We start from the raw sequence: 19,024 nt of genomic DNA, 5'->3' as shown, positions 1-19,024 counted from the left end.
GAGAGGAAACCCCTTCCAGGGATCCCTATATGCCCTGAGAAGTCGGGCAGGAAAGAGGAAATGAATCATGGAATATATAACCGGAACCAGAGAATTTCAGATTGAAGAGCCTGCAATCGTAACTCTGGGAAAATTCGATGGACGCCACAGAGGCCACCAGAAGCTGTTAAAGCGGATGGGAGAGCTAAAGGCAGCCAAAGGGTATAAAACGGCTGTCCTTACCTTTGATATGGCCCCCATTACCCTCATGACAGGAAGCCCCCAAAAGGCCATCACTACTAATCTGGAGAGAAAAAACAATCTGGAGAAGATCGGCATCGATTATCTGGTGGAATACCCCTTTACAGAGGAAACCTCGCATATGGAGCCAGAGGAATTCGTAGAGCGTGTTCTGGCAGGCCAGATGAATGCCAGGATCATCGTAGTTGGTACGGATTGTTCCTTTGGATACCAGGGAGCGGGAAATGCAGACAGCCTATACCAGTGGAAAGACCGGTATGGTTATGAACTGATCGTTATCCCGAAAGAGCAGGATGACCACCGGGATATCAGCAGTACTTACATCAGGGAGCAGCTGGATGCCGGAAATATGGAAAAGGCCAACGAGCTTTTGGGAGAGCCATATGCCATACATGGAACCGTGGTCCACGGCAACCATATCGGAGGAGCGGTTCTTGGATTCCCCACGGCCAATATTCTGCCTTCGCCGGAGAAACACCTTCCTTTATTCGGCGTGTATGTGTCCAAAGTATATGTGGACGGTACTTATTATGGGGGTATTACGAATATCGGAAGAAAGCCAACGGTGGAGGGAAATTCACCTGTTGTAGCAGAAACCTTTATTTATGGTATAAATGAGGATATATATGGAAAGACTATAGAAGTACAGCTTTTGCATTTTGTCCGTCCTGAACGGAAATTTGAAGGGCTGGAACAATTAAAAGCACAGATCGGGAAGGATAGAGAATACGGGATGCGGTATTTAAAAGACCTTTCAGATCAGCAAATCACTCATTTGTAAAGGAAAGGCCATAACTTGCGAAGGAAAGTGCATATGACTGACAAAGCATGGAAGGTACTAGGCTTTGCTATAGCATGCGGCAGTGCCGTATGGATAGGAACAGCAGATGTACAGGCCGCAAAATCAGAACCTAACCTTAAGACCGGTTCGCCAGTAGCAGGCATTTCGGTCTACATGGATCAATATCAGGAATCCATGAAACAGGAAGGTGGGGAAACGCCGGCCGGTCTTACGCAGGAAAAAATGAGGTATGGAACCTTCAACTCAATCTTTCAGAATCTTGGGGTGAGTGTGGTGGAGGATTCCTTGAACATCAGAAAAGAACCAAAGAATGATGCGGAAATCGTGGGGAAATTGAGAAACCATGCCGGCAGCAGTGTGCTGTCAGAAGAAAATGGCTGGTATAAAATAAAGTCAGGACAGGTAACCGGATATGTATACGGAAAATATCTGGCCACCGGACAAGATGCCAGAGCAATTGCCTACTATAACATGAAGCTGATGCTCCGGGTAGACACTGAAACCCTTCGGGTCCGCAGCAAACCGAATACGGATTCTGAAGTACTGGGCAAGATTCATGAGGGTGAAACATATCCTTTTATCTCCCATAACGGGGGATGGGCAAAAATCCAATATAATGGTCAGACAGCCTATGCCTATGTACCAGAAAATGCCACAATCGCATTTACCATACCTGAAGCGGAAAAAAGCAGTGACCTTCGCAATCAGGTTGTAAACTATGCGGTCGGGTTCGTGGGGAACCCATATCGATGGGGCGGCACCAATCCTAATACAGGGGCGGACTGCTCCGGTTTTGTCCAGTATGTGATGGAGCATGCCGCAGGAGTTCATTTAGACCGTACCTCCAGGCAGCAGGCCGAAGAGGGAGAAGTCATACCAGCGTCCAGCATGGAGCCTGGCGACTTGCTGTTCTATGCAAGCGGAAGGCAAATCGACCATGTGGCCATGTATATTGGAAAGGGAAAAATCGTCCATGCGGCAAACCGCAGGAGCGGGATCAAAATCTCCACCTGGAATTACAGAAAGCCAGTCACCATACGGCGGGTGATTCCATGACAATGATATTAAAAAATAAAAATAAAGGTTGCAGATTGGCGCCCCGTATAAAAGGGGCTTCCTGTCTGCAACCTTTGTTTTTAATTCTTCTTTTTTCCAAGATAAGCTGCTTTTACCGATTCATCGGCCAACAGCTTTTTCCCGGACCCTGTCAAGGTGATCCGCCCAGTTTCCAGAACGTAGCCGATATCAGCCGTGTGAAGGGCCATATTGGCATTTTGTTCGATGAGAAGAACGGTTACCCCCTTTTTGTTGATCTCCCGGATAATAGAGAAGATATCCTTTACAATCAGCGGAGCAAGACCCAGTGAAGGTTCATCCATCATGAGGATCTTTGGCTGGCTCATAAGAGCCCTGGCAACTGCCAGCATCTGCTGTTCGCCTCCTGAAAGGGTACCGGAAAGCTGCCAGCTCCTTTCTTTTAACCGGGGAAATAAATCATAAATCCAGTCGATATCCTCCTTAAGATCGTCATTTCTTAAATAGGCTCCGATCTTGATATTTTCAATAACGGTCATATCCGGAAATACATGACGTCCTTCCGGTACCAGGGCAATTCCCCTGGATATAATATCCGGAGTATCCTTGCCGATCAGTTCCTCCCCATCCAGGGTGATGCTGCTTCCGGCTGACGGCTTTACCAGACCGACAATGGATTTTAAGGTCGTGCTTTTTCCGGCTCCATTGGCTCCGATCAGGGTCACAATGCTCTTATCTGGTACTTCAAAGGAAATTCCCTTAACGGCTTCAATTCCGCCGTAATTCACTCGCAAGTTATCAATCTTCAGCATCGTCGCTCACCCCCAGATATGCTTCAATTACCCGTTCATTGTTCTGGATATCCTCCGGCGTTCCCTGTGCGATCAGTTTCCCGAAATCCAATACATAGATACGGTCGGAAATCTGCATGACCAGATCCATATGGTGCTCGATCATGAATACGGTAAGATGGTAAGAATCCCGGATCTGTTTAATAAAATCTGTTAATTCCTGGGTTTCCTGGGGATTCATGCCTGCAGCCGGCTCGTCAAGCAGCAGAAGTTTTGGTTCCGTTGCAAGGGCTCTGGCGATTTCTAAGCGCCTCTGTAAGCCATAGGGAAGAGAGGTTGCAATTTCATCCTTTAAATGAAGCAGGTTTTGTTCCTCTAAAAGGGCAGCGGTTTCCGCACGCATCCGTTCCTCTTCCCTGCGGTTTAACCGAAGAGTTGCGGAAAATACATTCTGTTTGGCACGCATGTGCTTTGCGATGAGCACATTGTCAAATACGGTCAGCTGTCCGAAAAGGCGGATATTCTGGAAGGTACGTGCAATGCCTCCTTTTGTAATCACATCAGGCGTGCTGCTGATCACTGAGATTGGACCTGGCGTTACTTCTCCCAGATAGTTTTTTTTCATTTTTCCCTTCGGGGTATTGGAAAGAATGGTTTCTCCCATAAAGTCCACCTGCCCGTAGGTTGGCTCATAAATACCGGTAACACAGTTAAATGCGGTTGTTTTTCCAGCGCCGTTGGGACCGATTAAGGCCACGATTTCTCCCTGGTTTACGTCAAGGGTCAGACCGTTTACGGCCACAACGCCGCCGAACTGCATGGTAATGTCCTGCATGTGGAGCACGTTAATTGGAGTCTTTGCCGTGTTTGACATTATGCGTTATCTCCCTTCTGTGCTTTGCTTTTTCTCTTCAGCCTGGATGGAATACTTCGGATAAGCCGGCCAAGCCCCTCCCAGGAAAATTCATTGCTGCCCATGATCCCGCGGCGGTAGAAGAGCACCACCATCATCAATAAAATAGAAAAGATGACCATACGGAAACCGGAACGGAACAGGGGTACTTCAAATCCTCCGATAACCAGCGGATTATCAAAGAAACGAAGCCATTCCCTTCCTGCGGTGACCAGAAAGGCGCCGATGACGCTTCCTGTAATGCTTCCGATTCCTCCAAGGACTACGATTAACAGGATATCGTAGGTTAAGTTGATGGAAAAGGTCTTCGAATCAATGGAGCGCATGAATATGGCCAGAAGCCCTCCGCCTACGCCTGTGAAAAAGGAAGAGATGACAAAGGCCAGCTCCTTATAACGGAATAGGTTAAGTCCCATGGCCTGAGCAGCCACTTCATCTTCGCGGAGGGCCTTAAATGCGCGTCCGTAAGAGGAATTAATGAGTAGGACCATTAAAAGGATGCAAAGGGCCGGGAGCCCAAAGGCTGTAAAAAGGTTAGGAAACCCGGGAATACTTTTTAATCCGTAAGAACCGTTGGTGATCTTGTCTAGCTGGGGAGCCGCAATGACAGCCCGAATGATCTCGGAAAAGCCCAGGGTTGCAATAGCCAGATAATCACTTTTTAACCGGAGAACAGGAATGCCGATAAGGGCGGCCATGGCTGCGGCTAGGAGCCCTGCGATAATTAAGGCCAGCCAATAAGGGCAGTGTAAGTTCGCGATAGCATGAGAGATGCCGTTTACATAGTAAACGCTGGCCCTGCTTTCCACCGGAATGGTAAGGATGGCTACGGTATAGGCTCCGATCGCCATAAAACCGGCCTGGCCTAAGGAGAATAATCCCGTAAAGCCGGTAAGCAGGTTCATGGAGACGGCAACCACCGCGTAGATGGCACTTCGCTCCAGGATGGAGATCTGATAGCTGTACTGGGCGCTGTTAGCCTGTAAAAAAGCAAGCAGGACGATGATGACTAAAAGAGCGGCCAGAGTATAAAGTTTGTTTTTGGAAACTGCATTTTTCTTCATAGGGGGCACCTCACACTTTATCGGTGGTCTTCTCGCCGAACAGTCCCGTAGGCTTGATCAGGAGAATGATGATTAGCAGAACAAAGGTAAATGCGTCGCTGAAGGTGGAATATCCCATAGCTACCAGGGCTGTTTCGCCAAGGCCAAGGATAAAGCCTCCGATCACGGCGCCTGGAATGCTGCCGATACCGCCGAATACTGCGGCAACAAAGCATTTTAAGCCAGGCAGGGAGCCGGAGAACGGGAATACGGTCATTCGGTCCGTAAAATAAAGCACGGAGCCGACGGCGGCTAAAAGGGAGCCAATGGCAAAGGTAATGGTGATGATGCGGTTGATCTTGATTCCCATAAGGGCGGCAGTATCATAATCCTTTGCGACTGCGCGCATGGCCATGCCGATTTTTGTCTTATTGATCAGGGTGATAAGCCCATAAACAACGACAAGTGTCAGGACCGGCGTTAAGAATGTTACAAAGGATGCGGAAAGACCGCCGATCTGGTAGATCTTCTTAAGAAACGGAATTTCCGGATATCCCTTTGGCAGGGCTGTGAACAGATAGGTAGCCAGATTCTGCAAAAGGTAGGAGACACCGATAGCAGAAATCATGACGGACATTCTGGGTGCGGTACGTAAGGGGCGGTAAGCCACCCGTTCGATGGATACGCCTAATAATACGGTGACCAGTAAAACCACTGGAATGGAAATGTACCATGGAAAACTTGCCATGGCAAATATCATAAAATAACCGGCCATCATGAAAATATCGCCGTGGGCGAAGTTGATGAGCCGCAGGATACCGTAAACCAGGGTATAACCAATGGCAATCAGCGCATAAGCGCCGCCCAGGGAGATACCGGTCAGGCACTGCTGTAAAAAGGTTGTAAGACTCATGTGGCGAAATGCCTCCTATCTGTTGAGTATGTAATATGTAATATGTAATGAATCATGCGGCATTCACCGAATATATTTTTATTCAGCTCATTGATCCCGCAAATGGAACGAGTGGGGAAGGAAATACGTCCCCACTCATCTGGTAATGACTGCATTGTCACGGTATCTTAGTTATTATTTAACCGTAGTAGTCGTCAAGAATTTAAATTTGCCGTTATCAATGGTCTTTATGAACGCCATGTCTTTCTTGGCATCTCCATTTTCATCAAAGGATATGCTTCCGGTAACGCCGTCAATGGATACGCCCTTTAATGCATCACGGATGGCGGTGCCGTCTGTGGAGCCAGCGGTTTCAATGGCCTTTATTGCGCAGAGGTAAGAATCATAGCCGAGTGCAGATACAGCCGGGATGATTTCGTCCTGCTTATTTTCCTTTAAGTAAGCCTTAAAGCCGGAGATAAAGGCAGCAGCCTCCTCGTTGGCTGGTTCTGCTTCGTCAAAGAAGGTAGAAAGGACAACGCCTTGTGCAGAGCTGCCTGCATTTTCGATGATGGTGGAGTTCTCCCAGGTATCACCGGCAGCGATGGTAGCTGTAATTCCAAGTTCACGGGCCTGCTTGATGATAAGAGGAGCCGTAGTAATGGAAGATGGTGCAAAAATGATATCAGGATTCTGAGCCTTGATGTTTGTAAGGATTGCCTTAAAATCGGTCTGATTGGTCTGGAACTGTTCTTCGCTGACAATATTTCCGCCTAAGCCTGTGAATGCTGTTTTGAAGAAGGATCCAAGGCCGGAGGAATAATCATCTCCTAACTGGGTGATGACGGCAGCCGTCTTTGCCCCGTTGTCATTGGCGTAGTTGGCCATGACCGTACCCTGGAACGGATCCAGGAAACATACCCGGAAATAGAAATCATTTCCCTGGGTTACCTGAGGGTTGGTACAGGAGGCGCCTATGGCAGGAATTTTGGCATCTGCAAATATCTGTCCTGCTGCAATGGAAACACCGGAACCATAGCTTCCAAGCACAACGGAAACCTTTTCGCTCACAAGCTTCTGTGCAGCGTTAACTGCTTCTGTTTTATCGGATTTGTTATCCACTTCCACCAGTTCCACCTTATACTCTTCCCCTCCGATTTTAACCGTTGGATGGGTCTGCTTTGCATAGCGCATTCCCAGGAGCTCCTGGAACCCACCCCCTCCGTTTTCTCCGGTGGTAGGTTCGAACACGCCGATCTTAACGACCTTTTCGCCGCCAGAGGCAGAAGACGAGGAACCAGTGCTGCAGCCGGCGACCATGCTGGCACTCAAACATGCTGCAAGAGTGATTGCAAATACTTTTTTCAATTTCATAAATGATATCCTCCTTTATGTGTATCTCATACAAACACAACTGTCTCTCGTGCAGATACACGTTGCATTATATTATATACAGAAGATTGAAAAAGTGCAAGAAAAAAATGAAAGAAAATTATAATTTAAAGAAAAATATTATTTTAACAATAAAACAAGGAGTCCGGATCCTTAATAAGTGTCCGTACTCCCAATTTTATGTTATAATCTAATAGTTAACTGTTTTCAATGGCCGCACGTATGAAATCCCGAAACAGCGGATGAGGTCTGTTAGGCCTTGATTTAAACTCCGGATGTGCCTGTGTGGCGATGAACCAGGGATGAGATGGAATTTCTATCATTTCCACGATCCGTCCATCCGGGGAGATACCGGAAAGCTTCATCCCGGCGTTTACCAGATCATCGCGGTAATCATTGTTTACCTCATAGCGGTGTCTGTGACGCTCATGGATCAGCTCTTCCCCATATACTTCATATGCCTTGGAGGATTTGTCCAGCATACAGGGATAGGAGCCAAGTCTCAGTGTGCCTCCGATGTCCTCGATGCCGTTCTGGTCCGGCATTAAGTGGATGACCGGATGCGTAGTTTCTTCATCGAGCTCTGAGGTGTGTGCGTCGCCAAAGCCCGCTACGTGGCGTGCAAATTCCACGATGGCCATCTGCATTCCAAGGCAGAGGCCAAGGAATGGAATGTTGTTTTCCCGGGCATAACGGATGGATGAGATCTTTCCTTCAATGCCGCGGCTGCCAAAACCGCCGGGGACCAGAATTCCGTTCACATCACTGAAAAGGCTGGCCGCGTTTTCATCGGTAACAAGTTCTGAATCGATCCATTTAATATGAACCTTCGCCCGGTGGAAGACACTTCCGTGTTTTAATGCTTCCACTACGGAAATATAGGCATCGTGAAGCTGGATGTATTTGCCAACCAAGGCGACCGTCACCTCTTTTTCCGGATGCTTCCAGTTTTCGATCATTAAGGTCCAGTCCGCTAAGTCTGGTTTGGGGCAGGGAAGATTTAAGCTTTCACATGCGACTTCAGCTAAATGTTCTTCCTCCATGGCAAGAGGAAGCTCATACAATACTTCCACATCCAGGTTTTGGAGTACATGGGTTTTGGGAACGTTACAGAATTGTGCGATTTTACTTCGGATTCCGTCATCAAGGGGCAGTTCGGAACGGCATACAATGATGTCGGGTTGGATCCCCATCCCCTGTAAGTCTTTTACACTGGACTGGGTGGGTTTGGTTTTCAGTTCTCCGGAAACCTTTAGATATGGAACCAGGGTCACGTGGATGAGAATGACGTTCTCGTGGCCTGCTTCGTGTTGGAATTGTCGGATCGCCTCAAGGAATGGCTGGCTTTCGATGTCGCCTACCGTTCCGCCTACTTCTATGATGGCGATCTCTGTTTCAGAGGAGTTGCTGTTGCTGCAGTGAAAACGGCTTTTGATTTCGTCGGTAATGTGAGGGATAACCTGTACGGTGCCTCCCCCGAAGTCCCCGCGCCGTTCACGGGTCAGTACGGTCCAGTAGACCTTACCGGTAGTAACGTTGGAATTTTGAGTCAGATTTTCGTCGATAAATCGTTCGTAATGGCCAAGGTCGAGATCGGTTTCAGCACCGTCCTCGGTGACGAAAACCTCACCATGCTGCACTGGATTCATGGTGCCCGGATCAATGTTGATGTACGGATCAAATTTCTGCATGGTGACCTTATAGCCTCTGGCCTTAAGCAGACGTCCAAGAGATGCTGCGGTAATACCTTTGCCAAGCCCGGACACAACTCCTCCGGTGACAAATACGTATTTCACTGACATAACAGTGTAACCTCCTTTTGTAATGGTATGGGAATATTTTTAAAAAAGAAATTATACAGCTATTCTTTGAAAAAATCCAGTGTCTTATAAAAAAACTAAGAATATAAAGTATAAAATATTGTATGAAAGCATTATTATGGTAAAAATTCATGGCTGTTAAATAAAACCAGCCCAGGTGTTTATAAGGATTTAATAATTCTTTTCTTGATTTATGGGGAAACTGACACTATAATGATAGAGGTATAAAATGGGTAGAAACTATCCGGATTGGAGAATTCACACAGATGGATAACAAGAATCAAAATAATAATAATAAGATGCCGAAGAATACCCAAGCCATCGCCATATGGGTCATCGCGTTTCTTATTGCGGTAGCAGGGATTTCTTATCTGCACGGCGCGATTACGACGAGGACCAATAAAGAACTGAGCTACGATACCTTTATGAATATGGTAGATCAAAAGCAGGTGGAGTCGGTTAATGTAGAAGATACGAAGATTACCATAAACCCCAAGAAGACCTGGGAAGGATATAAACCTGGCGTTACCTATTATACGGTAAGGATGGACAACGATTTAAATCTGGCGGAGCGCCTTCGCACTGCCGGAGTGGAAACCCTTAGAACCCGCCGTGACGGCAATTTTTTCATTCAGACCATTGTCAGCTATCTGCTCTTGTTTGCAGCCATGGGATTCCTTTTAAACTTCATGATGCGCAGGGTCGGTGGTGGCGGACTTATGGGCGTTGGGAAGAGCAATGCCAAGGTTTATGTGCAGAAGGAAACAGGCATTACCTTTAAAGATGTGGCGGGGGAAGATGAGGCTAAGGAATCCTTAACTGAAATCGTGGATTTCCTCCATAATCCGGGAAAATATACAAAGATCGGTGCAAAGCTTCCTAAGGGAGCGCTTCTTGTAGGACCTCCAGGAACGGGAAAAACCCTGCTTGCCAAGGCGGTTGCAGGAGAGGCCCATGTTCCCTTTTATTCTCTGTCCGGTTCTGATTTTGTAGAGATGTTTGTAGGTGTGGGAGCTTCCCGTGTCCGGGATTTATTTAAGCAGGCCCAGGAATCTGCTCCCTGTATTATATTTATAGACGAGGTAGATGCCATCGGTAAGAGCCGTGATTCCAGATTCGGCGGAGGAAACGATGAGAGAGAGCAGACCTTAAACCAGCTGCTTTCTGAGATGGATGGTTTTGATTCCTCTAAGGGACTTTTAGTGCTTGCAGCAACCAACCGGCCTGAAATCCTGGACCCTGCGCTTCTCCGCCCAGGCCGTTTTGACCGGCGGATCATCGTGGATAAGCCGGATTTAAAAGGCCGTGTGGATATCTTAAAGGTTCATGCCCGGGATGTACTTCTTGACGATACGGTTGATTTAGATGCCATTGCTCTGGCAACCTCAGGAGCCGTTGGTTCCGATCTTGCCAACATGATCAATGAATCCGCCATCCTTGCGGTGAAAAACGGCCGCCATGCGGTGGCACAGAAGGACTTATTTGAGGCTGTGGAAGTGGTGCTTGTAGGTAAAGAGAAAAAGGACCGTGTTCTTAACAAAGAGGAACGGCGCATTGTTTCTTATCATGAAGTGGGACACGCCCTGGTCAGCGCCCTTCAAAAGGATTCGGAGCCTGTGCAGAAGATCACCATTGTTCCAAGAACCATGGGTGCTTTGGGATATGTAATGCATGTACCGGAAGAAGAAAAATTCTTAAACTCCAGGAAAGAACTTCACGCCATGCTGGTAGGCTATCTGGCCGGCCGTGCGGCAGAGGAGATCGTCTTTGACACCGTTACCACCGGTGCGGCGAATGATATTGAACAGGCTACCAAGGTAGCTCGTGCTATGATCACCCAGTACGGTATGTCGGAGAAATTCGGACTTATGGGCCTGGCATCAAGGGAAGACCAGTACTTAAGCGGACGTACTGTAATGAACTGTGCGGAAGCCACTGCTTCCCAGGTGGATGATGAAGTCATGAAGATGCTGAAAGAAGCATATGAAGAGGCCAAGAGCCTTCTCTCAGAAAACCGGGATGTAATGGATAAGATCGCGGAATTCCTGATCGAGAGAGAGACCATTACCGGTAAGGAATTCATGAAGATATTCCGGGAGGCAAAGGGAATTCCGGAGCCGAAGGTAGAGAATAAGGATTCTGAAAATGGGGAAGTGTCAAAGGAAGAGGAAGACGGCCTTTCCGATTGGACAGAAGAAAAGAAGGAAATGAAAGAATCCGTTATTGATGTTGGAAACGTTAAAGATTAATGGTTGAGAATCGTCAGGCAGCTGATGCATGGATAGAGCCGTGCAGCAGCTGCTTTTTTTACCCTTGTTGTATGAATAATGTATTTATAAATGGTAATTTACTCAATTTTATATTATTATATAATCTAAGTTTATTATTTTTTAATCCAAAGGGCATTGCTTAAGGAAGATATAAAAGCATCTAAAGGAACAACCATTAGGTGTTTTTTTAGTTCACCCACCAATAACTATCCGAAGGTATACCGTGTTAATATGGCAGATGGATGAAGGAGAGATCAAAAGATTGAGGAGTATGGGAGTTGAGAGTGCCGATGGTATATTGCTTGAATATACAATTTTTATATAATGGCAATTAAAAAACAGCTAGTTAAATGCATAATAACGAAAGAAGTGTAAGTGCAAAACGAAAGAAATGTAAATTTATCATATAAAATATAATTATTTGCGCTTTATTATATAATAATTGCTTAAACCTATAAAAAAATGAACATTTAAGATATTAAAATAATCTGCTAAGATAAGAGTGCTTACGAAGCAGTAACAAGAGGAGAACAGAGAATAGGAGAGCGAGCTTATGAAAGCAAAAAAAGTATTGGGTGTATTGTTGGTTACGGCAATGACGAGTATTTCTCTATTGGGGTGCGGAAAAGGAGAAAATGGAGAGACAAGTGCAGCGGCTAGCAGTGTGAGCAGTGATGCAGACAGCACAAAAGGAGCTGATAAAGGGGAGAAGGCTAATCTTCTGTTATGGATGCCTCCATTTGGAACAGGAGATTCCCTGGATAAGGAATTCTGGACTAAGACATTAGAGCCGTGGGCGGAAGAGAACAATGTGAAACTTTCGATTGAAATTACGCCTTGGGGAAATTATGAAGAAAAGTATCTGACAGGCTTCTCCTCTGGCGAAGGCCCGGATGTAGGCTATATGTATCTGGAGATGTTCAATGATTTTATTGAGATGGGGACGCTGGCAGATGTAGATAGTTATTTTACTCAGGAAGAGAAGGATAATTATCTCTACTTCGATCAGGGGAATATGAAAGGTGGACAGTATGCAATTCCATTTATTGTAGGGAATGCGAGAATTCCATATTTTAACATGGACATTTTGAAGGCAGCAGGAATAACAGAGCTGCCGAAGACATGGGATGAACTGACCCAGGTTCTGGTGCAGGTGAAAGAAGCCAATCTGGGAAATGTAATACCGTTTGCACAGGAATGGGCGGATCCGGCAATCGGGGCATTAAATAATATCTATTATCCATATTTATGGCAGGCCGGCGGGGATATCTATAATAAAGACGGCAGTAAGGTTGCACTGATGGACAATGGAGCAGCTGTGGAGGCGGCGCAGTTCCTTTATGATTTGAAATTCAAATATGGTGTGCTTACAGATGAAAGTTTGGCGTTGTCCGGAGATGATGTGAGAACCCAGTTTTGTGAAGACCGTATAGCAGTAGCTTCTATGGATGCAAAATCAGCAGGTGTATTAACTGATGCTGGCATCAACTGGTCATTTATCCCTAGTTTTGAGAAAGAGACAAAGGCTACATGGGTAGCATCCGATGCACTGATTGTAAGCAATGTATGTAAAAATAAAGAATTAGCAGTGAAACTTATTAAGTACATGACGTCTGCACCGGTGATGTCAAGCTTCCATAAAGAGATTGCCGGGTTCCCTCCGATTACTAAGGATGAGGAATATAATGATAACCCAGTGTTTAAGGACATGTATGAGACTCAGAATGAATATTTACATACCCTGCCTGTTGCAAATGGTTCCTTTAAAGTCATGGATACTTTATACAAGAATTTACAGCTGATGATGTTAGGAGATTTAACGCCGGAAGAGGCGATTCAGAAAACAGTAGAATATTCAGAAAGTATTAATTAGTGGTCCATGATCTGCCTGACAGAATCTGATTCGTCAGGCAGAACTTTATACAGGTAAAAGGAAAGGAAATTCTATGAAGCGCAAACAAAAAGAGGCTTTAACCGGTATCGCATATGTGCTGCCCAGCTTTATACTGATTATGGTCTTTTCTTTAGTCCCCATTATTATGAATGTTTATTTCAGCTTTACAAAATATAATGTTTTGCAGCCAGCCCAGTTTGTGGGTCTTAAAAATTATGCCAGGATGCTAAAGGATTCTTATATCTGGGCGTCGTTGAAGAATACAGCTATATTTACACTCATCACAGTGCCTGTGCAGACGATGCTTTCGTTGATATTTGCGGCAGTTATTGCAGAGCGGTTCCAAACCAGATTTGGGAATTTTGTTAAGAGTTCGTTGTTCATTCCCGTTATCGCTTCCGCGATCCTGGTTGGTACTTTATGGTCGATTCTGTTAAGTCCCACAGGTGTTGTGAACCATGTGCTGGGTCTTTTCGGTATTCCGCATATCAACTGGCTGGGCGGAAAGTCCACTTCGCTGATCAGCATCTGCATTACCAGCATCTGGAAGAATGTAGGATACTTTCTGGTGATTTATTATGCGGGAATCATAAACATTCCACGGAGTCTATATGAAGCGGCTGAGGTAGATGGTGCATCAACCGTACAGAGCTTTATATATATTACACTTCCCAGCCTGTCCAGCGTGACGTTCCTGGTAGTGACTCTGGGTACGATCTGGTCATTTCAGGTATTCGATCTGGTGTATACCATGACAGGCGGTGGTCCTGGTATGAGCACGGTTACATTGGTGCTGACAATTTATAATACGGCATTTAAGGAATATAACATGGGATATGCAAGTGCCATCGCCCTGCTCATGTTTGTATTTGTACTGTTTATATCGTTTATGCAGAAAATTTTATTAAGGGACAGTGAGGAGGAGGCGGCATGAGGAAAGCGGACAAGAAAGGCTGGTTATTAAAAATTACCATCGGGGCGGTTCTTTTATCCGCTGCGCTTCTGGCTATGGCTCCTTTTATCTATATGATGCTGGTATCATTGACACAGAAAACAGTGCTGGATTTAAACTTTGAAAATGCAGAATTCAGTTTTATTAACTATAACCGCGTATTCCGAAATTTCAATCTGGCTACCAATCTGGCCAACAGTATCATTGTGACAGTTTCAGCCTGTGTGCTCAACTGCGTCATCTCTTCAATGGCTGCTTATGCTTTTGCCAAGAAGAAGTTTCCGTTCCGCGACCAGTTGTTTAACATTTATCTTGCCACATTGATGATTCCAGGGCAGGTAACTCTGATTCCTGTATTTACCATCATGAAAAAGCTGGGGCTCATGAATACTTACCCTGCGCTTTTTTTACCAATTATCAATGCTTTTGGCGTTTTTTTGATCAGGCAGTTTATGGTGACCATACCGGATGAGCTTCTGGAAGCAGCCAGTATTGATGGATGTGGTGAGAATCGGATATTTATTTCTATCGTGATACCGCTGATTAAGTCGGTTATGGTATCTTTGATGATTTTTACTTTTATCACCTGCTGGAATGATTTCCTCTGGCCGCTGGTAATCGTGACGAAACCGGAGAGGCAAACATTGACACTTGCGATTTCTGCGCTGAAGGGAAGTTATTCAACGAACTATGGCCTGGTTATGGCAGGCTCTACATTGACTTTTTTGCCACCATTTCTTCTGTATATCTTCCTTCAGAAACAGTTTGTGGAAGGAATTGCGATGAGTGGAATCAAAGGATAAGAAAAAAAGGAGGATTTTTATCGATGGTACGCTATGAGTTTTTTTTGACACATTCCCTGGAGAAGGTATTTCCGGATTGTATGCCGGAAACATGGAAGCCGGGCTGGAATCTGGAGGGATTCCGGAATGAAATAGTATCTTTTCAGCTGATATACACTGCCCTGGATGGAGAGCGGGGGATGCCGCAGCAGAAATTTCGCATCCAGGTATCCGGCGCAAAGGCGAGAATGAGAAAGGTGGGACTGGTACCTTCGGATTATCCCTGCTATGCAGAATATGATACGAATTATATTACTACTAAGGCGGGCATGTTTCCCGATGTGCTGTTACCTTTTGATGGCACGGTGATACCTGTTCCCGGTCAGATGAGAAGCATCTGGATTGATATTGATCTACGGAACCTGGAGACGGGGAGCCATGAGATAACAATTACAGCAGAAGCGGAAGAGGTAACAACCTGTGCAAACGGCGTGATGATCCATAATCCCTATGCAGTGGAACAGAACTGGAAGCAGACCTTGCAGCTGCAGGTACTTCCGGCGGTCCTACCAGAGCAGAGGCTTCTGCATACAGAGTGGTTTCATGCGGATTGTCTGGCAGACTATTACAATGTTGAAGCTTTTGGCGAGGAGCATTGGCAAATTGTTGAGAACTATATCCGTTTTGCAGGAGAAGAGTGCGGGATTAATCTGCTGCTAACGCCTGTTTTTACACAGCCGCTGGATACAGCAGTGGGAGGGGACCGAACAACCGTCCAGCTGGTGGAGGTGATACGGAAAAAAGGGCAGTACCGATTTGGATTTGATAAGCTGGAGCGGTGGTGTAAGCTATGCAGGAAATATGGGATTGAGAATCTGGAAATCGCTCATTTCTTTACCCAGTGGGGAGCATATGCCACACCAAAGATCATTGCTGAAACAGAGAACGGTAAGGAGCAGATCTTTGGCTGGGAGGTGGAAGCTGTTTCCGCAGAGTACCGGTATTTTCTGGAAAGCTTTGTACCAGCGCTTCTTGGGAAGCTGGCAGATCTCGGATATGAAAAGAATCAGCTGTTTTTCCATATTTCGGATGAGCCTGGGGAAGAACATCTGGAGAGTTATCTGGCTGCCAAAAAACAAGTTACTGATCTGCTAGAGGGATATACCATTGTGGATGCGCTCAGCAGCTACGAATTTTACAAGCAGGGTATCGTCGAGCACCCCATTCCGGCTGATGACCATATCCAGCCATTTATTGACCATGGTGTGGAGGATCTGTGGGTGTATTATTGCTGCGTACAATGCGTGGATGTGCCAAACCGGTTCTATGCGATGCCAAGTGCGAGAAACCGGATTATGGGAGTGCTGATGTACCTGTACCGCATCAAGGGATTCCTGCACTGGGGTTATAATTTTTATAATTCTGCTTTTTCCCTCCGGCATATCGATCCTTATGCGGAAACCCATGCAGGCTTTGCATTTCCTTCCGGAGACCCCTATCTGGTGTATCCGGGAGAGGGAGGCAGTGTAGTTTCCTCCATCAGGAATCAGGTGCAGATGGAAGCTTTTTATGACCTGCGGGCCATGGATTTACTGGAAAGCCTGTCAAACCGGGAAACGGTGGAGTCTTTGATTCTGGAAGGAGAGATGGAAAAAATGACATTTAAATCATACCCCTCCAGCAGCAATTATCTATTTGAGCTGCGCCGGAAGATAAACCGGGAAATTATTAAGAGGATATAGTTATTTCTGGTTCTTTCTCAGAGTATTCGGCGTCTGCAGTTCGTAGCGTTTGAATACTCTGATAAAGGATGCATCACTGGAAAATCCTACGGCTAATGCGATCTCTCGGATACTTAAATCTGTGTCGCAGATTAATTTTTTGGCCTGTTCGATCCGCAGGGAATTGATATACTGTACCACACCGATACCAAAGGCGGTTTTGAAGGTAGTAGACAGATAAGAGTCACTGATATTCAGTTCTGCCGAAATCCGGTAAAGCCCCAGCATCGGATCAGAAAAATCCCTTAGAATGATGGTTTTGGCGCGTTCAGCGATGCTGGACGTGCCATTTTTGGTACCTTGTGAAGGAGTTGATAGTTCTTTTAAAATACACTGCGTATACTCGCGCAGCTGTGCAGGGGAAGTGCAGGACAGAATCTGAGCTGTATGAATACTGCATCCGGAAGTCTGAATCTCCTGTTTGACTTTCTGCTTGGCATTTAGTAAAAGATTCTGTATCGCCCTGAATTTTACTTTCGTAATTTCTGATGAATCCTCTTCCGAAAAATAGTTGTCAAAAACAGCGGGTACCAGTACCAGTGCGGCTCTATAATCGTTCTGGATCATATTCTTTGAGAAATTTTCAAAAGTATCAATATAGGATAAACCTGGTGATGTAATATTTTCCATGTAGTTGTTATAACAGATGACAGAGGATTCCGGTTTTATCTGGTAATGCAGAGCCGTGACAGCCTGGGCATAGCTGTATTGTATATTGACAAGACCATCATAATCTAAACCAAGGGCAATGACCCATTTGTCTTCTCCGAACACCTCTGCCTTCATTTCTTTTATAAGCTTTGAAATCGTATTCTGTGAAATGGTTTCCTCAATATTAAAAAGAATCACAATATTCCCTTCATGGAAGGAAGATATCACATCAAAATGGTGTGTTTCCCAATATTTGTGGATTGTTATTAGCAGGTCTTCATCCAACTGAGGCCTTGCGGAAACGGGTTCGGCTATGGCGATCAGATAACGTGGATTCTCAAATAAGATATTGCATCTTTTGGCAACATTAAAAATAGCATATTCACTATGCATGTCGCCGTAAAGTACTGTTTTTAAGAAGAAGTTATTAATCAGGGACTGCTGTTCCTGTACTTTCTCGGTATTGTCCGAGTAATCTTTGATTAACTGGTCGAATCGTTTATGGATGGTCGCATATTCATCATTTTCTTTATCCGGAGTGCCTCCGATTTTATCCAGCAGGTTGATGAGGGGCCTGATATTCTTCCGGCTGATGAGTACAGAAGCAAGGATGCCTGATATTCCGCATACGATAATGCCCAAGATGCAGATTCCCAGAGTGATATAAACCGGCTGTAAGTTTTTCTTATGAAAATATACGTTTAAATAACACAGATTCTTTAAAGAGGAGGGTCTGGCATACAGCAGGGAGGCGGGTTCCTCCAGAACAACAGGAGCATCCAGTGTGTCGGGCAGCAATGCGGCAAGCCGGGTCAGTTCCTCGCTGTTTCCGGTGTAGGCAATCAGCTTGCCATCCAGTAAAATACCAAGAGATGAATGAGGATCGCCGGAGTTTTCCGTCATAAGGGAAGTATTTAGCAGCTCATCTGCATTCAACTCAAAAACAAGATAACCTGCAAGCTCCTCTGAGTTTTTAATTTTCCGGATATAACAGAACTGGTTCCGGCTGTCTGACTGCAGGTAGGCAAAGTCGCTGTCTGATTCCATGGTAAGAGTGTCCAGCCATTGTTCATAACCATTTAACAACAGGAGATTATCCAGGGCATAATAAGAGTCTGCATCATAGCAGCCTAAATTGCCCACAATTTTATGCAAATTTGGGTAATAGATGAATATACTGTCAATTAATTTATTGGAATAATTATAATTTAACATCTGATCACTGAACTGATAGACTTTCGCTGGGATGGTTTTAGGAGCTGTTTTTAATTTCTTAAGATAAATGTTGGCAGGATGGAGTTCGAGAGAGGAGGAGTATTTATACAGCTCAAACAGGCGGGAATCAATATTTGTCTGGATATACTGGGTCAGATTGCCGCTCATCTGGATGGTATTGTTCCGGAGCAGAACGAGCATGTAGCCGCACAGAATAGAACACAACAATAAAATCGCTGCCACAACCAGCAAGATTGATTTAAACCATTTAAAAAATGTTGGATTGTTAAATTTCATATTCGGGAACTCTCCTAACCAAATATCATATGTATTTTCTTTCCATGATACCATATGGAATGTGGGCGGGCAATGATAGTTTTCGGGTGCGTCCGGGCTGTTTGAGCAGAAGAATGAAAGCCTGGTTCCATAATTTTATTGTAAGAGACAGGGATTTTTGCTATAATATAAAGAAAGAGGCCTTGGGTTATAAGAAAAACCCGTGAAAACGAAGATTATCGGCTGTCAAAATGGTGATAGCCGTTTCTTTTTGT

General features: G+C 45.3%; 14 protein-coding genes. 7 read left to right on the top strand and 7 right to left on the bottom strand.

Translation table 11 applies throughout. The features are described from left to right. Window positions 1-67: 67 nt before the first annotated feature. Together BMX69_RS12995 and BMX69_RS12990 are read left to right on the top strand one after the other, a co-directional pair. Window positions 68-1,021 (top strand): bifunctional riboflavin kinase/FAD synthetase, encoded by a 954-nt coding sequence (locus BMX69_RS12995; RefSeq protein WP_166433194.1) that lies wholly within the window; start codon window positions 68-70, stop codon window positions 1,019-1,021. 33 nt (window positions 1,022-1,054) lie between these two features. Further along, window positions 1,055-2,098 (top strand): C40 family peptidase, encoded by a 1,044-nt coding sequence (locus BMX69_RS12990; RefSeq protein WP_100042566.1) that lies wholly within the window; start codon window positions 1,055-1,057, stop codon window positions 2,096-2,098. Between the two features lie 80 nt (window positions 2,099-2,178). Here the strand turns inward: BMX69_RS12990 and BMX69_RS12985 are convergent, their stop codons facing one another. The 6 genes from BMX69_RS12985 to BMX69_RS12960 form a co-directional block, all read right to left on the bottom strand. After that, window positions 2,179-2,889: an ABC transporter ATP-binding protein gene (locus BMX69_RS12985; protein ID WP_025234365.1), complete on the bottom strand. Its 711-nt coding sequence runs from the start codon at window positions 2,887-2,889 to the stop codon at window positions 2,179-2,181. Beyond that, on the bottom strand, window positions 2,876-3,742 hold the full coding sequence (locus BMX69_RS12980; protein WP_100042565.1) for an ABC transporter ATP-binding protein: 867 nt from the start codon (window positions 3,740-3,742) through the stop codon (window positions 2,876-2,878). The genes BMX69_RS12985 and BMX69_RS12980 overlap by 14 nt, the downstream gene beginning before the upstream one ends. Further along, window positions 3,742-4,845: a branched-chain amino acid ABC transporter permease gene (locus BMX69_RS12975; RefSeq protein ID WP_100042564.1), complete on the bottom strand. Its 1,104-nt coding sequence runs from the start codon at window positions 4,843-4,845 to the stop codon at window positions 3,742-3,744. The genes BMX69_RS12980 and BMX69_RS12975 overlap by 1 nt, the downstream gene beginning before the upstream one ends. Window positions 4,846-4,855: 10 nt before the next feature. Continuing rightward, window positions 4,856-5,737, bottom strand: a complete 882-nt coding sequence (locus BMX69_RS12970; protein ID WP_025234362.1) for a branched-chain amino acid ABC transporter permease — start codon at window positions 5,735-5,737, stop codon at window positions 4,856-4,858. Between the two features lie 174 nt (window positions 5,738-5,911). Continuing rightward, on the bottom strand, window positions 5,912-7,090 hold the full coding sequence (locus BMX69_RS12965; RefSeq protein ID WP_100042563.1) for an ABC transporter substrate-binding protein: 1,179 nt from the start codon (window positions 7,088-7,090) through the stop codon (window positions 5,912-5,914). 215 nt (window positions 7,091-7,305) lie between these two features. Next, on the bottom strand, window positions 7,306-8,910 hold the full coding sequence (locus BMX69_RS12960; RefSeq protein ID WP_025234360.1) for a CTP synthase: 1,605 nt from the start codon (window positions 8,908-8,910) through the stop codon (window positions 7,306-7,308). Between the two features lie 284 nt (window positions 8,911-9,194). Here BMX69_RS12960 and ftsH point away from each other — a divergent pair, with 284 nt between their 5' ends. The 5 genes from ftsH (at window position 9,195) to BMX69_RS12935 (ending at window position 16,568) form a co-directional block, all read left to right on the top strand. After that, complete coding sequence (ftsH, locus tag BMX69_RS12955) at window positions 9,195-11,177, top strand: ATP-dependent zinc metalloprotease FtsH (protein WP_100042562.1); 1,983 nt, start codon at window positions 9,195-9,197, stop codon at window positions 11,175-11,177. A 574-nt stretch (window positions 11,178-11,751) separates the two neighbouring features. Continuing rightward, window positions 11,752-13,071 (top strand): ABC transporter substrate-binding protein, encoded by a 1,320-nt coding sequence (locus BMX69_RS12950; RefSeq protein ID WP_100042561.1) that lies wholly within the window; start codon window positions 11,752-11,754, stop codon window positions 13,069-13,071. A gap of 73 nt (window positions 13,072-13,144) precedes the next feature. Further along, window positions 13,145-14,026 carry a carbohydrate ABC transporter permease gene (locus tag BMX69_RS12945; RefSeq protein ID WP_054790911.1) on the top strand — a complete coding sequence of 294 codons (882 nt, stop codon included), beginning with the start codon at window positions 13,145-13,147 and terminating at the stop codon, window positions 14,024-14,026. Further along, window positions 14,023-14,847: a carbohydrate ABC transporter permease gene (locus tag BMX69_RS12940; RefSeq protein ID WP_100042560.1), complete on the top strand. Its 825-nt coding sequence runs from the start codon at window positions 14,023-14,025 to the stop codon at window positions 14,845-14,847. Before BMX69_RS12945 ends, BMX69_RS12940 begins: the two co-directional genes overlap by 4 nt. Before the next feature lie 23 nt (window positions 14,848-14,870). Next, the gene (locus BMX69_RS12935; protein ID WP_054790910.1) at window positions 14,871-16,568 is read left to right on the top strand and encodes a DUF4091 domain-containing protein; all 1,698 of its coding nucleotides are present in this window, start codon (window positions 14,871-14,873) and stop codon (window positions 16,566-16,568) included. Here the strand turns inward: BMX69_RS12935 and BMX69_RS12930 are convergent, their stop codons facing one another. Next, window positions 16,569-18,770 (bottom strand): helix-turn-helix domain-containing protein, encoded by a 2,202-nt coding sequence (locus BMX69_RS12930; RefSeq protein ID WP_157724414.1) that lies wholly within the window; start codon window positions 18,768-18,770, stop codon window positions 16,569-16,571. Between the last annotated feature and the right edge of the window lie 254 nt (window positions 18,771-19,024).

This window comes from Lacrimispora sphenoides JCM 1415 (assembly GCF_900105615.1).
Lineage (GTDB): Bacteria > Bacillota > Clostridia > Lachnospirales > Lachnospiraceae > Lacrimispora > Lacrimispora sphenoides.
This window is presented reverse-complemented; position numbering and strand designations above follow the sequence as displayed.

What these genes read in the sequence shown, in the direction of transcription:
- BMX69_RS12995 (WP_166433194.1), top strand. Translation starts at nt 68, where the DNA reads ATGGAATATATAACCGGAACCAGAGAATTTCAGATTGAAGAGCCTGCA.
- BMX69_RS12990 (WP_100042566.1), top strand. Translation starts at nt 1,055, where the DNA reads ATGACTGACAAAGCATGGAAGGTACTAGGCTTTGCTATAGCATGCGGC.
- BMX69_RS12985 (WP_025234365.1), bottom strand. Translation starts at nt 2,889, where the DNA reads ATGCTGAAGATTGATAACTTGCGAGTGAATTACGGCGGAATTGAAGCC.
- BMX69_RS12980 (WP_100042565.1), bottom strand. Translation starts at nt 3,742, where the DNA reads ATGTCAAACACGGCAAAGACTCCAATTAACGTGCTCCACATGCAGGAC.
- BMX69_RS12975 (WP_100042564.1), bottom strand. Translation starts at nt 4,845, where the DNA reads ATGAAGAAAAATGCAGTTTCCAAAAACAAACTTTATACTCTGGCCGCT.
- BMX69_RS12970 (WP_025234362.1), bottom strand. Translation starts at nt 5,737, where the DNA reads ATGAGTCTTACAACCTTTTTACAGCAGTGCCTGACCGGTATCTCCCTG.
- BMX69_RS12965 (WP_100042563.1), bottom strand. Translation starts at nt 7,090, where the DNA reads ATGAAATTGAAAAAAGTATTTGCAATCACTCTTGCAGCATGTTTGAGT.
- BMX69_RS12960 (WP_025234360.1), bottom strand. Translation starts at nt 8,910, where the DNA reads ATGTCAGTGAAATACGTATTTGTCACCGGAGGAGTTGTGTCCGGGCTT.
- ftsH (WP_100042562.1), top strand. Translation starts at nt 9,195, where the DNA reads ATGGATAACAAGAATCAAAATAATAATAATAAGATGCCGAAGAATACC.
- BMX69_RS12950 (WP_100042561.1), top strand. Translation starts at nt 11,752, where the DNA reads ATGAAAGCAAAAAAAGTATTGGGTGTATTGTTGGTTACGGCAATGACG.
- BMX69_RS12945 (WP_054790911.1), top strand. Translation starts at nt 13,145, where the DNA reads ATGAAGCGCAAACAAAAAGAGGCTTTAACCGGTATCGCATATGTGCTG.
- BMX69_RS12940 (WP_100042560.1), top strand. Translation starts at nt 14,023, where the DNA reads ATGAGGAAAGCGGACAAGAAAGGCTGGTTATTAAAAATTACCATCGGG.
- BMX69_RS12935 (WP_054790910.1), top strand. Translation starts at nt 14,871, where the DNA reads ATGGTACGCTATGAGTTTTTTTTGACACATTCCCTGGAGAAGGTATTT.
- BMX69_RS12930 (WP_157724414.1), bottom strand. Translation starts at nt 18,770, where the DNA reads ATGAAATTTAACAATCCAACATTTTTTAAATGGTTTAAATCAATCTTG.